Genomic DNA, 13,504 nt, shown 5'->3' with positions numbered 1-13,504 from the left:
ATCAACATGGTAGTGACTACCAGATGGGTAGTGGCTCACATAACAGGAGGGTGGCCATGCACGACCTCACCGGCAGGACGGCCCTGGTGACCGGGGCATCGCGCGGCATCGGTCAGGCGATCGCGCTGCGGCTGGCGTCCCAAGGGGCGGCCGTCGCCGTCCACTTCGGTACGGACGAAGCCGGCGCGACGACGACGGTCCGCGAGATCGAACGGGCCGGCGGTACGGCCTTCGCCGTCCGGGCGGAGCTGGGCACCGACGACGATGCGGACACCCTCGTCGCCGGGGTGGAGGCCGGACTCGCGGGGCGGCGCCTGGACGTCCTCGTCAACAACGCGGCGGCGGCACCCGCGGGCCCGATGGGGGCCACGACCCGCGAGGAGTTCGACAACCTCTTCGCCGTCAACGTGCGCGCGCCGTACTTCATCATCCAGCGGGCGCTGCCCCTGCTCCGCGACGGTGGCCGCATCGTCACGGTCTCGTCGGTGGCGACGCGGATGGCGAACCCGTCCCAGACGTCCTTCGCGATGACGAAGGGCGCGGTCGAGACGATGAGCAGGACACTTGCCAACGAACTCGGCGTGCGAGGGATCACCGTGAACGCCGTCGCGCCCGGCGCGACCCGGACCCCGGTCAACGGAGCCTTCTTCGAGGCACCCGGCCTGACCGACCTCATCGCCGGCTCGACCGCGCTGAACCGCCTCGGCACGGCGGACGACATCGCCGACGTGGTCGCCTTCCTCGCGTCGGACGCCGCGCGGTGGATCACCGGTCAGGTCATCGACGCCAGCGGAGGATTGTTCCTCGGCCCACGCGCCGCCTGACGCGGCGTTCTCGCGAGCCGACCCCACCGCGCCGTCTCCGGCACGCCGGCCGGACCATGTGCCCGGCCGGCGTGTGCGACGAGACCGGCGATCCGGGGGCAGCGATGCCTGTGCGGCGACCCCTCGGCGGCGATCAGGCGATGCCGAACGCCTGCCGGACCCGCGGGATGTAGTCGACGAGATCCTGCTTCCAGCACAGATTGTTGTGACCGCCGCGGCAGTCGGCCCACGCGGTGCCCGTGCCGTCGCCGCAGTTGACGAAGTACGAGGGCACACCGGCGGCGTCCAGCGCCGCCTTGAAGTGGTCGGCCGCGCCGGGCAGCCACCATTCGGCGGTCAGGCGCAGGTCCATCGACATGCGCGACATCCAGGTCGCCGGACAACGAGGCCACCTGCGCGAACAGGTCGGGGTGGCGCTCCGCGTACCGGACGGCGCCGAAGCCGCCCATGGAGATCCCGGCGATGGCCCGGTGCTGCTTGTCGGCGGCGTTGCGGGGGTTCGCGTCGATGAACGGGATGACCTGGTCGGTGTGGAAGTTCTCCCACCGCTGGGCGCCCGCGGCGCTGTTCTGGTTCAGCCGGTTCGCGCACCAGCCGCGCGGCCCGCCATTCGGCATCGCGCGCTGGTGCCGCACACCCGTATCGGCGATGTCGTGCGGCTCGGCAACGCGTACGACGGAACGGCGTTCCAGCGCGGGGCACACATCCGCGGGCTGACGCGGCGGCGGACGCGTCCGGCACCGCGGCGACGGCGTGTGCGACCGGCCGCGCCCGGCGTCGCCCACGATGCTGGTGGGTGTGCGGGCGGCGGGAGGACACGCTCCGGCCGAGGAACCGCCTCGTACCGCCTTGGGAAAGGAACCCCCCATGCGTCTCGACCTCACCGGCAAGACCGCGCTGGTCACCGGCTCCAGCCAGGGAATCGGGTTGGCGATCGCCGCCGGGCTCGCCGCCTCGGGCGCGCGCGTCGCCGTCAACGGGCGCGACGCCGGCAGGGTCGACGCGGCGGTCGAGCGCGTGCGGGCCGCCGGCGCGACGGCCGAAGTCCTGGGAATCGCCGCCGACATCGCGACCGACGCGGGTACCGCGGACGTGCTCGGACGGCTCCCCGACGTCGACATCCTCGTCAACAACCTCGGCATCTTCGGCGCCGAGGACCCGTTGGCCATCACCGACGACGAGTGGCGGCGCTACTTCGAGGTCAACGTCCTGACCGCGGTCCGGCTGACCCGTGCGTACCTGCCCGGGATGACCGAGCGCGGTTGGGGGCGGATCCAGTACATCGCCAGCGACTCGGCGGTCGTGATCCCGGCCGAGATGATCCACTACGGCATGTCCAAGACCGCGCTGCTCGCGGTGTCGCGCGGCTTCGCCAAGGCGGCCTCGGGCACGGGTGTCACCGTGAACGCGGTGATCGCCGGGCCCACGCACACCGGCGGCGTCGAGGACTTCGTCTACCAGCTCGTCGACCGCGAACTCCCGTGGGACGAAGCCCAACGCGAGTTCATGCGGCGCCACCGGCCGCAGTCGCTCCTCGAACGCCTCATCGAGCCCGAGGAGATCGCCAACATGGTCGTGTACCTCAGCTCGGTACAGGCCTCGGCGACCACGGGCGCGGCGGTACGCGTCGACGGCGGCTACGTCGACGCGATCGTGCCCTGATCCCCGCCCCCCGCCCGCCGCGCGGCGTCTTCGAGGCGGTTCCGGTGGGCCTCCCAGTACGCGGCGTCGTGCGAGGGCATGTTGTCGTTGCCCAGGCGCATCCCCACGGTGCCGTCGACGAGTTCGCGGAGGATGTCGGCGTGACCGGCGTGGCGTTGCAGATCGGCGATCACGTGCACCAGGAGCTGATGCAACGTCACGTCACGGCGCTCGGGCGGCCACCACGAGACCTGCGCGGGCGCGTCCAAGGGCAGTTCGGCGACCGTCGCGTCCGTGTGCCGCCACACGCGGCGGTACAGGCCGACGATCTCCTCGCGGGACTCCTCCGGCGTGGCCCACATGTCGGAGTTGATCTCGGCGTCGGCCTCCGCCCACGGGACCTCCTCGGGAAACGGCCGTCCGAAACACTCGCCGAAATACCCGATCTCCGCCCCGGACGCGTGCTTGACCAGCCCCAGCAGATTCGTCCCGGTCGGCGTCAGCGGCCGGCGCACGTCGTACTCGCCGAGCCCCTCCAACTTCCACAGCAGCGCGTCACGCGCCGCCTGAAGATATCGGCTCAGATCGGCCTTCTCCTTCGCATCACCCATGCCGGGCAGTCTGCCACGCACCCGACGAAACTCCCTCGGAAGCCGCCTCCGGGGGTGGCCGAGGAACCTCCCTGGCGTGGTGGGCGAGCGGGGGCTCTGGGGGTGCGGGGTGGTGTCGGGCCGTGGTCGCGCGGGAGGTGGGGCTGTGTTGGCGGGCTCACGTTCGCGACGCCGCAGCTCGCGAAGCACCTCGGGCGACCCCTCGCTGTGGTCGCGCGGGGGGTGGGGCTGTGTTGGCGGGTCCAGGTTCGCGACGCCGCAGCTCGCGAAGCACCTCGGGCGACCCTCGCGGCGGACCGTCGAGGAACTTCCCGGGCGCGGTGGGCGGGTGGGGTGCGCCGGCGTCGCGGGGCGTCACAGGTGACCGCGAGTGCCCCGCCGCGGAGCGTGAACGGGGGATCAAGGACGACGTGCGGCCCCGCGAACCCCCGCGAACTCACCGACGCCGTACACCGCGAACCGCCACCACCGAACGATCGAGGAACTTCCCCGGCGCGGCGGAGCAGCGCTGCGCGCTAGCGTCACCGGGGTTCGCCGGGGCCGATCCGGGGTGCCATGGGCGCCGTGTCCAGGAACTGCACGGCGATCGGTGCACGTCACGAGGCGGATCCGAGTGCGGGTGCCCGGGTGTGGTGGAAAGGAGTGCCATGGTGGCGGTCGAGGACGAGACGCCGGTTCCCCTGGGCCGCAAGGCCGCCTCGGCGGCGGGGTTCTTCGTTCGCCTGGTGTTCGGGGTCGGCAGTGTCGGTGCCCTGCTCGCGGGGCTGGCCTTGGCGCTCGCGGAGCCCGCGTGGGAGCCGGCCGTTGCCGGCCTGGTGCCGTTCGCCGTGGTCTGGGCGCTGCTCGTCATCCGGTCGCGGCGCCGGGACGCCGCGTCGCCCCCACCCGCGCCGCGCCTGGCTCTCGCCCGCATCGAGAGCCGCCGGGCGACCGGCTCCGAGGGAGTCGACATTCCGGTCCGGATGGACCTGACGGTCGCCCCCGACGACGCCCCGGCCTTCCGCGTCGACGTCACCCACACCGTCAACCTCGTGGACCTCCCGGACTACCGCGTCGGCGCCACCATCGTCGTCCGCTACCGCCCCGACACCCTGTGGCCCGTCGACATCGTCGACGAACCCACGACCCCCTGGAACGACCGCGCGGCGACGGAACCCCTCGACACCGCCCCCGAGCACACCCGAGCCAAGCCCCCCACCATTCCCGGCCCGGAAGTCCTCGCCGCCACCCTCCTCCTGGCGACCGGCGCCACCATCATGCTCCTGGCTTTCCCACCGTGGTGACCGGTTCGCCGGGATCGTCGAGGCCCGACGGAGCCGCCGGTGTGGCGAAGGTTCTGATACTGTGCGGCCGGAGTCGGCGTCGGGCGGGCAACGGGACGGATTCTCAGGTTGGAAGACGACGAACTTCCCTACGCGTTACGCGATTTTCCGGCGACTCCGATCGAAGTGTCGTCGCCCGATGTGTGGGACATCTGCGAGCAGTTCGGGCTCGGGTTGCAGGACACCCTGACCGTGCACCGCGCCTTCCTGCTGACACTGCGGAGATTCGCCCCGTTCAACACGTGGCTGGCGGCCGGCATCCTCAGGGATCTGCGCCGGGAAGTCGCTCGGGACCGTTCGGTCCGCATTGCCTTCGTGGCCAGGGACGGGCATGTGCTGGCGGCGGCGGTCCGCGGCCTCGACCCCGAGTTGTTCGACCGCTACTGCACCGAGATCCGGGTGTCCCGGAAGGCTTTGGAGCCGCTCTGGAAGGACGCCGCCGGTGGGGAACTTCCCCTGGACGAAAAGGCCTTCCGCGGCTACAAGGGCAGCTTCTCCGCTGAGACGGCGGCGGGGGCCGTCGGCCACGCCCGTGCCTACCTGCGCGAGCGCGGACTCCCGGTCGACAGCCCCGGCGCCCGGGTGGTCCTCGTCGACAACGGTCTGCGCGGCAGCATCGGCGAAGTGTTCCACCTCGTGTTCGGCTGGGACACTTTCAGCCACCTCGGGGTGGCCTCGGTGCCCGCTCGACACCCTCGCCCGGACCGCATCAAGGGACACCTTGTCCACGCCGGGCCCGATGCATGGCGGGGCCAAATCGACTACCTCCCCGACGAGTGGTCCCGTACGTTCCTGAGCAGTTACGTGATGCGCATATGGGAGACGTTCACCTCGGGGCCGCTGAAGACCGTCGACCATATCGGTCCGGACGGACCGGTCGCCGGCCGGGAGGCAACCTGGGTGAAGCCCCGCATCCCGAGACGGTGGGCCAACCCGCGGGCCGTGCTGGCACTGCGCACGTCGGTTCTGCTCGCCGCTCACACGCACGCGGTCGCCCAACGCAGTCGCCGCCTCGGCAAGGTCATGCGCCGGAATCGTCCGGGGCGTGATCGCTTCGTGGCCGATATGCGACGCCTCGTCCGAGGCGACCCGACGCTGGACAGTGAGTACGCGGACATGATGTGGACCACTTCCCACCGCAGGACCGCGCCCACGAGCCAGGAGTGGGACACCGAGGTGATGAACTCCTTTACCGCCAAGGACCCTTCGATGTTCGTGCCCACCCCTCGCGCGTGGCGGATCCCGGGCATCACCTCGCGCATGGTCGCGTTCCGCGCTCCGACCGAGGTGTGCGTCAAGTGTCCGGACCCTCCCCCGCCGATTGCGCTCCCGACACGCATCCAGGGAAGGGGCCTCGAACTCCGCCGGTGAGGAACGCCCGTACGGGCGGCGGGCGGTCGGGAGGAGACAGTCAGGGCCCTCCGTATGACCGTGTGGTGGTGGAACCGCTAAGCAGTGCCCGTGTGTCGTGCAGGCGACCGACCTCACGACGGCCGCGCGCGTGACGCGACCGTTCGCACCGACCGGCCTCCCGGGACTCCCCACCGCACCGGCCGTCGTCGCCGCCATGCCCGGCGCCCCGGAGGTCGTGTCCGCCCGCCTGACCGACCCGGGCGGGTGGCGCGACCACTGGCCCGCGTGGTTCGGCGGCCCGGCCCACCGCACGCTCGAACTGACCCTCCGCAACCCCGGTGCCGTGCCGCTCGCCACCGGTTCGGTGGCCGTGACACTCGGTCGCGACGACCCGCCCACGACCCTGGTCGCCACCCTCGACGTCGGCACCCTCGCCCCCGGCGAGGAGTGTACGTTCCACATCCCCGCGACACTCGGCGCACCGACATACGGCACCTACCATGTGCAGGGTGAACTCGCCGACGGAACACGGGTGTTCATCACCGGCACCCGGACTGTTCCGTGGGGTCTGGTCGTCCTCGCGGCCCTGCTCCTCTGCTGGCTGGTGTCCCCGCTGCCGCGCGTACGAAGGCGCCGTCGTACCGTGACGAACGCGGTCCCTCGCGGGCAGTAGACTCGCGACGTCCGGATGCGGGCGGGACTTTCGTGGCAGGCCGTGAGGCCGTGCGAGCCGCTCGTCGTCCGGCGTTTTTTGCGCTGCAAGGGGTTGACATGTTCGAGCCGTGCCCGGTCACGGTCCCAGACGACGGAGCCCGTGTGTCCGCGTTGCACCGGCAGGCCGATCAGGCGCTGCTGCGCGAGTTGACGGCCAGGAACGCCCGTCGCCCGACGGATCGGGACGCCGGTCCCGTGGTCGCGTCCCCGGGGCAACTGCGTGCGGTGGAAGCGCTGTTGGCCGCGCGCGGCACCCTCGACATCCCGGTGGTCGAGGCGGGAAGTGTCCGCATCGATGGTGCGGAACGCCGTGTGCGCGTCGTCGCCGCGACCGACATCACCGCGGATCCCGCCGTGCGGCACGGCGAGATGTCCACGATGTTCTACCTGCGCGACCATGTGCAGGTCGCGAGCGCGCTGATGGAACTGTTCCTGCGCGACCCCGTGCGGCACGCGACGGAGGGCGACACCGCCCGCGCGCTGATCCTCAGCGCCCTGCACCTGATGTCGACGCCCGCGCAACTCGCCCGGTTCGCCGCCGTCATCGCGCACGGGGACACCGGACAGGAGGAATGGCCGCACATATCCCTGTGGTTCGACGACCTCGCGGGCGAAAAGCCGAACGGGTGGCGCAACAAACAGGATTCGTTCCAGATGCTCGCGTTCCTCGTCCTGGACGCGATCGACCGCGGATTCCTCGCCACCGACGAACTTCTCGGCGCACACCGGCAGTTCCTGCGCTCGGTCGTACCCTTCCTGCGTGCGGTCGGGTTCCCGCGGTACGAAAGCTCGGGATCGTGGGAGGAGATCACCGCCCGCCGGACCTCGGTGACGGCCGTCGAGACCGCCCTCCTCGCCAGGATCAACGACCTCACGGCGGACGGACGCACGGACTTCCTCGCGGACGGCCCCGACTTCACCGCGCGCGTCGCCGCGATGATCGAGGCCGGGCTCCGCGAGGTCGGCCGCCGGATCCCGTTCGAGTCGCCCGACTACACCCCCGGTTCGGTCCGGCACCGCCGCGCCGACGCGGCCGTCGCCTACGTGCTGATGTACGGCCTGCCGGAACTCCTCGCCCGCCACGCCATCCCCGTCGGGGACCCGGCGCGGCCGATGACCGCGCGCGAAATCGAGGCCGTCGTCCTCGACGAACTCCGCACCCTGGACGACCCGGCCACCGGCGGCATGCTCCGCTACACCGGCGACTCCTACCAGCGCGTGAACTTCCATACGTACGAGGTGCGGGAGACCATCCGCGCCATCAAGAGCCGGGTCGCAGCGGACGCGGAGGTCCACGGCGGCGAGATCGACCTGGACCGCAAGCAGGAGATGCGCGACCGTCTGACCCCGCGGGGCCGCGAGGCCGCCTGGCTGCACCCCCTCGGCCACCTCGCGACCTGGGCCGCGCTCCGCAGCCTGCACACGCGGCGGACCGACCCCGAACAGGCCCGACAGTACCGGGAGTTCGCGATGCGGCAGCTGAACCGCATGCTGGGCGGGGTCACCGGTGACGACGCCTGGCACGCGGTCCTCCACGAGGACGGCGACTACCACGTCCGGCGGGTCCCACCGCACCGCGTCCCGGAATGCCTCGTCACCTACCGCGACGACCGGGGCCGCGAACTGATCGTGCCGTCCCCGCACACACCGCTCAACTGGGGTGCGGCGACCCTGAGATCGGCCGTCGGGCTGCTCGCCGCGGACGACGACATGTGGCTTCGCTGACCGGCGGATCGGAGAGCGGCACGGGCGGGGGCGATCGGGGTCCGCTACCCGATCAGAAGACGGTCTCGGGTGCGGCACCGGCCGAACCGCCATGCGCGTGCGCGCCGCAGACCCACGGGCGGGGCACCGCGCACCGGGGGGGCAGGACCCGCCGTCATCGCCACCACGCGGCACGCGCCCCGTCAACGGCGACGCGCGGACGCCCGTCGGCGCCAACGACGCACACGGGTCCGCAATCCGGCGCGTTCGCCCGAACCACGGGGCACCAGCCCGCTGTTCCCGGTCCCGCCCCCGCGTCCCGCCCCCGCGTCCCGCCCCCGCGTCCCGCCCCCGCGTCCCGCCCCCGCGTCCCGCGGCGGTGGGCCGTGGGTCGGTCCGGGCCGCCGCGGTTCGCGGGGTGGGTCAGTTCGGTGGCCAGGTGCGTGGGCCGCCCGTTTCCGGGCCGCCGCTGATCTCGCCGGCCCACGAGCGCCCGCCGGGCGAAGCCGGGGGCCGGGGGCCGTCGTTCGGCGGTGGGAGGACGACGGTTTGCGCACCCTCCTGGACCGGCGTGGCCGGGGGGAACGGCTGGATCATCGTCGGGGCGCTCTGCCCCGGAATCTCCTGCGGGTACGAGGCCGGACCGGGCGGCGGAGCCTCGGGCCGCGGCGGCACCGCGGCGACCGGCGCCGGGTCGTGCCGGACGTCCAGGCCCAGCACCATCCGCCTCCCGCCGACCGGGCACAGCACGCTGTCCTGCCGCCCGGAGTCCGCCAGCCGCACGCGCACCAGCAGATCGACCTGACTCGGCCGACGCCACGCGCGGCGGGCGCTCACCGTCACCCGCGCGGTCGTCCGCGGCAACCGCAGCACATACGGATCGCCGCTCTGCCCGTGCACCTGGGCGCGCCCGAGCCGCCCGCGCACCAGGACGCCCGCGACCTGGTAGCCCGAGCCGGACGCCGTGTCCCGGCGCACGTACGTCGTCAGCCCGCCCGACCAGCGCGGCCTGCGGTAGACCGCCGCCGCCACCGCCCCCGCGGCGAGCACCACCAGGATCAGCCCGAACGCGCCGGCGATCCCCGCCGTACGCGGTGCCTCGGCCGGGGCGAGCGACGCGGGCGCGCCGAACGACACCGGACCCGCCCCGGAGGGCGCCGGGGACGCGGTGTTCGCCGCGGTCGGCGCTCCCCCCGAGGCGCCGGGCGACGGGCTCGCCGACGTCGGGGGCGTCGACGGCGTCGATGGCGTCGACGGCGAGGACTTCGACGAACCGAACACCATCCACAGCACACCCGCGAGTGCGGCGGCGACCACGACGGCGCCTACCGCCAGCCACAGCCGCTTTCCGCGCCAGGAGGAGAACCGGCCCTTCCCGTCCGGCGGTGGCCGCTCCCCGCGCCCCTCCGACGACGAGCCGCCGAACGGGCTGTACCGCGCCGTGGGGGCGTCGGACGGCCGCGCCGCGCCGGGCGCGGGCTTCCGCTCGGGAGCCGGCGGCCGACCCGGGGGAGCGGGCGCCGCCGGGGCCGAAGGACGGTACGGCTGCCCGCCGTTCGGCGGTCGCCCCCCGCCCGTCCGCGGCGCGGCCGGTGCGTCGCCGATCATGCGCGTCAGCTGCCGCTCCTCGTCCCGCAGCCGGTCCCGCCGCCGGACCAGCGCCCCCCGCAGGCCGTCGGCCACCGACCGGCCGAGCCAGTCGGTCGTGAGGATCGAGTGCATGGTCTCCACCAGCCATTCGTCGGCCTGCTCGGCCCGCCGACCCGCCTCGACGAGGTTCGCCCGAACCGCCAGCAGCAGTTCGTACGCCGCCCCCTCGCGCGGCAGCAGCAGCCACTGCTGGAGCGCCCGGCGCACCTGCCCCTCGTCCACCGCGTCGCCGGCCCGCACGATCAGCCACGACCAGTGCGCGGCCAACTCCTCCGCGGGCCGGCCGGCGCGCGCGTCGCGCTCCAGGTGGCGCACGCGCACCACCGCCGCGAGCTCCGGAATTCCGTCCAGCAGCCGCTGCGCGGAGGCGCCGCCGTCGTCGACCGAGGCCAGCGCGTCCAGCACCTTCTGCTGCAACCCCCGGGCCGGGTCGAGGGCGTCGGCCGCCAGCACCCGGCAGGCGTCGGGCCCGATGTCGTCCGCGTGGTCCAGGGCCGCCAGCAGGATCGCCACCGTCAGCTCGCCGATCTCGGGCCGCGCCCGGTACGCCCGCACGACGCCCTGCAGCATCTCCCCGGCCAGGTTCCGGTGCCTGGCCGCCGCCTGGTGGGGCAACAGGCGGCAGGAGTCCGCGAGTTCACGCACGTACTGCCCCGCGTTCGCCGCGGTCGGCACCCCGAACGACCGCTTGTACAGCGTCCGCAGCAACCCCAGCCGCGCGACCCCGCGAAGCGTCGCCGGCTCGCCCGGCCCGGACCCGTGGTCGGTGATCTCCGCACCCAGCTCGGCGTGTTCGCGCAGCCGGTCGTCGTCGGCGATGCGCAGCCACTCCTGCCACAAGGGCACCGGCACCGCGTCGAGCGTCGCGTACAACACCGCGAGCCGGTACGCCTCGACCGCCACGTCGGGGCACTGCTCGACGGCCTGGGCGAGCGTACTCGCGGACGCGGCGCCGTCGTCGGGGGCCATCACCCACCGCAGCACCGTCAGCCACGGCGCGCCGCCGGCCTCGCGCGACAACAGGCCCATCAGACGCGGCAGATGGTCCGGGTGGTCGCGGGCGCACAGCCGTATCGCCGCCATGCCCGCCGGCGGCGTGTACAACAACGCGCTGCCGACCGACGGCCACGCGCGCTCCGGGTCCGCGACGAAACCCCGCACCCACAGATCGACCAGCGCGTCCGGAACACGGCCGCCGCGCGGCACCGACAGCAGCGCGGCGACGAAGGCGTCCGCCTGCCGCACGTCGTCCCACAAGGGCAGAACGAACGCCCGCGTCAACGCCGTTGCCTCCGCCGCCGCCTCGCGCGGCGCCTTGGTCGGATCCAACAGCGCCGCGTGCAGCGCCGCGACCGCGGCGTCGTGCAACTCGGGGCACGGATACCGGGCCATCTTCTCGAACAACGACGGATCGCGCCGCTCGAACAGGAACGCGAAGACGGTACGCCGCGCCTCGCTGTCGAACGCGCCGAGTCCGCTGCGCCGCAGCGCCTTCAGCACGCGGTCCGGGTCGCCCTGCCCCGACCGCACCTCGGCGACCACCAGCTCGGGCAGCGTCAGGGCCTCCAACACCTCCAACGCGCGCGCGGGTTCGCTGAACGGCCGGCTGTTGACGTTCTCGCCCAGCCAGCCGAGCACACCCTCGCCCTCGCCGGCGTCGAGGTGCCCGGTGAGGAGTTCCAGATAGCGCCGGGCGACCGGCGCGGACGGCCGCGGGGGGCGGCCCTGCCACGGCACCTTGATCAGGCCGTCGCCCATGTAGTCGGCGAAGCACAGGCGTTGGCGCACCTGTTCGGGGACAGGCGTCCACGTGCACGCGGTGAGATCCGCGCGGTACCCGTACGGGAGCATCCGGGCCACCGCGTCGATCGCCGCGACCCGCTCGGCGGCGTCGGCCTGCCCCGCGCCGGTGATCACCACGCGGCCCTCCAGCAGCAGCGCAGCGACGCCGGCCGCCCAGTACAGCGCGGCGGCGGCCGTTCCCCCGAAGGCGCCGGAGTCCCGCGCCGCGGTCGACCGGGCGTCCGCCGCGGGCAGTTCCAGGGTCGTGGCCGCGCCCTCGTGCAGGCGCGCCCCCAGCACCGCTTGGTACAGCTCGCCGAACTCGGCGCCGTGCGCGCTGAGTTCGTCGTAGGGCAGGGTCATCCACCGGGTCGCGGTGATACGGCGGTTGGTCCAGTCGGTGTCGTCGGTCCAGTCCATCACCGCGATGCTGCAGTGGTCCCGTCGCCCGTCGCGGCGGCTGCCGAACGCCACCCACGGCAGCGACCCGGGCCTCCCGCTCTCCTCGGTGCGCGGCGTGCCCGGGCTCTCGGCGTGCACCAGCGCCGTGAAATGCGCGGGCTCCCCGGTGCTGCACGCCAGCACCCGGTAGTCCTGGTCGTCCCCCGGGTCCTTGCTCCAGTACGCCCAGTGGGCCTCCAGCGCGGTCACGGCCGCCTCCCGACGGGCGCCGCGGTGGTGCCGGACCGCCGCGCGGCGCGGTCCCGGTCCCGGCGCACCAGGCGGTCGAGGTCCACCAGCGGCTCCAGGACGTTCACCGGAACCGGCACCGAGCGCAGCCGCTCGCGGTAGCGCGCCGCGCCGTCCCCGCCCGGCCGCCCGGCGCCCCGCAACGGCACCGGCTCGTGGTCCAAGTTGCCGTAGTCGTCCGGGTCGAAGTTGTCGTCGTGGTCGAGGTTGAAGCCCACCGACGAGGTGACGTAATAGCGGGTCCGCTGGGGCACGAAACTGTCCTGGATCAATCTGCGGACCTCTTCACCCGTACCGCCGGTCGACCGGCACAGCTCGGTGAAGAAGTCCTCGGCGTAGCGGTCGGCGACCCGCGGCAGATACGGCCGGGCGTCGTCCTGCGTCGCCCAATGGCCCCGACATGCCCGGTCGAAGATCGCGGGATCGTCGAACTTGGTGACACACACGGCCAGATGGTGGGGCAGGCGGCCGTCGTCCCGCAAGCGCCCCTGGCGCAGAAGATGCGTGCTGACCGCGCGGAGCGTACTGCTGAACGCCGCGAACGTCTCGCTGCGCCGGCGCGCGTCGCTGACCGGGTCGTACAGGTACACGACGGCGTCGGCCTCGGCCAGTTGCGCGACCGCGCTGTCGAGCGCCTCGTTGTACTCGCCGCCGGGCCGGTCCTCGACGGTGAGCAGGATCCGGGCGGGCGGGGAAGGCCGCAGCCGCAGGCCGCGTCGCGACGAACGGGCCAGCAGCCACCGCACACTGAGCGCCATGTTGGTGCCCTGCGGCAGCACGCGGTCGACCACGAGCCCCTTCTCGGCCTCCGCGAGATAACCCCGCGAGGTGTCGTCGAGCGGTGTGATCGTCCAGCCGTCCGCCCGGCCGCCGGTGCCGTGCAGCGCGCGCGGCAGCGCCCACAGGTACGTGCTCTTGCCGCTGCCGCTGGCCCCCCACAGGGCCATGCGCACCTCGTTGCCGACCGGGCCGCCCGGCGCGGGGGCCGGAGCCGGGCCGGGCACGGACGTGTAGCCCGACGGGACGGCGTCGCTGCCCTGGAGCCGCGACGCGGTCAGGTCGGCGTACGCACCGACCCGGACCGCCGAGGGACGGTCGTTGGTGTCGTCGAAGTCCGGTTCCGGCGACGGCGGGCTGCCCGACCACGGCGGTGGCTGGCTCGGCTGCCGCTGCCCTTCGGACGGTTGATCGGTGATGGCAGTCTCCTGGGGTG

General features: G+C 73.3%; 10 protein-coding genes and 1 pseudogene. 6 read left to right on the top strand and 5 right to left on the bottom strand.

Translation table 11 applies throughout. The features are described from left to right. The first annotated feature begins 56 nt into the window (after window positions 1–56). On the top strand, window positions 57–824 hold the full coding sequence (locus tag LO772_RS01265) for an SDR family NAD(P)-dependent oxidoreductase (RefSeq protein ID WP_231776424.1): 768 nt from the start codon (window positions 57–59) through the stop codon (window positions 822–824). Between the two features lie 133 nt (window positions 825–957). Here LO772_RS01265 and LO772_RS01260 read toward each other — a convergent pair whose 3' ends face one another. Continuing rightward, window positions 958–1,182 carry a hypothetical protein gene (locus LO772_RS01260; RefSeq protein ID WP_231779847.1) on the bottom strand — a complete coding sequence of 75 codons (225 nt, stop codon included), beginning with the start codon at window positions 1,180–1,182 and terminating at the stop codon, window positions 958–960. 64 nt (window positions 1,183–1,246) lie between these two features. Next, a pseudogene (locus LO772_RS01255) lies at window positions 1,247–1,441 on the bottom strand (alpha/beta hydrolase-fold protein); the annotation flags it as partial. Window positions 1,442–1,691: 250 nt separating this feature from the next. On the opposite strand from LO772_RS01255, the gene LO772_RS01250 reads away from it, so the two are divergent. Next, a complete protein-coding gene (locus LO772_RS01250) occupies window positions 1,692–2,486 on the top strand; it encodes an SDR family NAD(P)-dependent oxidoreductase (protein WP_231776423.1) in 795 nt (264 codons plus the stop codon). Here LO772_RS01250 and LO772_RS01245 read toward each other — a convergent pair. After that, complete coding sequence (locus LO772_RS01245; RefSeq protein ID WP_231776422.1) at window positions 2,462–3,076, bottom strand: DinB family protein; 615 nt, start codon at window positions 3,074–3,076, stop codon at window positions 2,462–2,464. The two genes, LO772_RS01250 and LO772_RS01245, sit on opposite strands and share 25 nt — an antisense overlap. Window positions 3,077–3,723: 647 nt before the next feature. On the opposite strand from LO772_RS01245, the gene LO772_RS01240 reads away from it, so the two are divergent. The 4 genes from LO772_RS01240 to LO772_RS01225 all read left to right on the top strand — a co-directional run bounded on the left by LO772_RS01240 (window position 3,724) and on the right by LO772_RS01225 (window position 8,190). Beyond that, window positions 3,724–4,359 (top strand): hypothetical protein, encoded by a 636-nt coding sequence (locus LO772_RS01240; RefSeq protein ID WP_231776421.1) that lies wholly within the window; start codon window positions 3,724–3,726, stop codon window positions 4,357–4,359. Window positions 4,360–4,467: 108 nt separating this feature from the next. Beyond that, window positions 4,468–5,769, top strand: coding sequence for a hypothetical protein (locus LO772_RS01235; protein ID WP_231776420.1), 1,302 nt, complete (start codon window positions 4,468–4,470; stop codon window positions 5,767–5,769). Window positions 5,770–5,899: 130 nt separating this feature from the next. After that, window positions 5,900–6,424, top strand: a complete 525-nt coding sequence (locus LO772_RS01230; RefSeq protein ID WP_231776419.1) for a hypothetical protein — start codon at window positions 5,900–5,902, stop codon at window positions 6,422–6,424. A 143-nt stretch (window positions 6,425–6,567) separates the two neighbouring features. Next, the gene (locus LO772_RS01225; RefSeq protein WP_231776418.1) at window positions 6,568–8,190 is read left to right on the top strand and encodes a hypothetical protein; all 1,623 of its coding nucleotides are present in this window, start codon (window positions 6,568–6,570) and stop codon (window positions 8,188–8,190) included. A 402-nt stretch (window positions 8,191–8,592) separates the two neighbouring features. On the opposite strand, the gene LO772_RS01220 is transcribed toward LO772_RS01225, so the two are convergent. Next, complete coding sequence (locus LO772_RS01220; RefSeq protein ID WP_231776417.1) at window positions 8,593–12,252, bottom strand: hypothetical protein; 3,660 nt, start codon at window positions 12,250–12,252, stop codon at window positions 8,593–8,595. After that, window positions 12,249–13,238 carry a hypothetical protein gene (locus tag LO772_RS01215; RefSeq protein WP_231776416.1) on the bottom strand — a complete coding sequence of 330 codons (990 nt, stop codon included), beginning with the start codon at window positions 13,236–13,238 and terminating at the stop codon, window positions 12,249–12,251. Before LO772_RS01215 ends, LO772_RS01220 begins: the two co-directional genes overlap by 4 nt. Window positions 13,239–13,504 lie beyond the last annotated feature (266 nt).

The organism is Yinghuangia sp. ASG 101 (assembly GCF_021165735.1).
Lineage (GTDB): Bacteria > Actinomycetota > Actinomycetes > Streptomycetales > Streptomycetaceae > Yinghuangia.
This window is presented reverse-complemented; position numbering and strand designations above follow the sequence as displayed.

Excerpts from the sequence above, each read along its gene's own strand:
- LO772_RS01265 (WP_231776424.1), top strand. The coding sequence starts at position 57 with ATGCACGACCTCACCGGCAGGACGGCCCTGGTGACCGGGGCATCGCGC.
- LO772_RS01260 (WP_231779847.1), bottom strand. The coding sequence starts at position 1,182 with ATGTCGATGGACCTGCGCCTGACCGCCGAATGGTGGCTGCCCGGCGCG.
- LO772_RS01250 (WP_231776423.1), top strand. The coding sequence starts at position 1,692 with ATGCGTCTCGACCTCACCGGCAAGACCGCGCTGGTCACCGGCTCCAGC.
- LO772_RS01245 (WP_231776422.1), bottom strand. The coding sequence starts at position 3,076 with ATGGGTGATGCGAAGGAGAAGGCCGATCTGAGCCGATATCTTCAGGCG.
- LO772_RS01240 (WP_231776421.1), top strand. The coding sequence starts at position 3,724 with ATGGTGGCGGTCGAGGACGAGACGCCGGTTCCCCTGGGCCGCAAGGCC.
- LO772_RS01215 (WP_231776416.1), bottom strand. The coding sequence starts at position 13,238 with ATGGCCCTGTGGGGGGCCAGCGGCAGCGGCAAGAGCACGTACCTGTGG.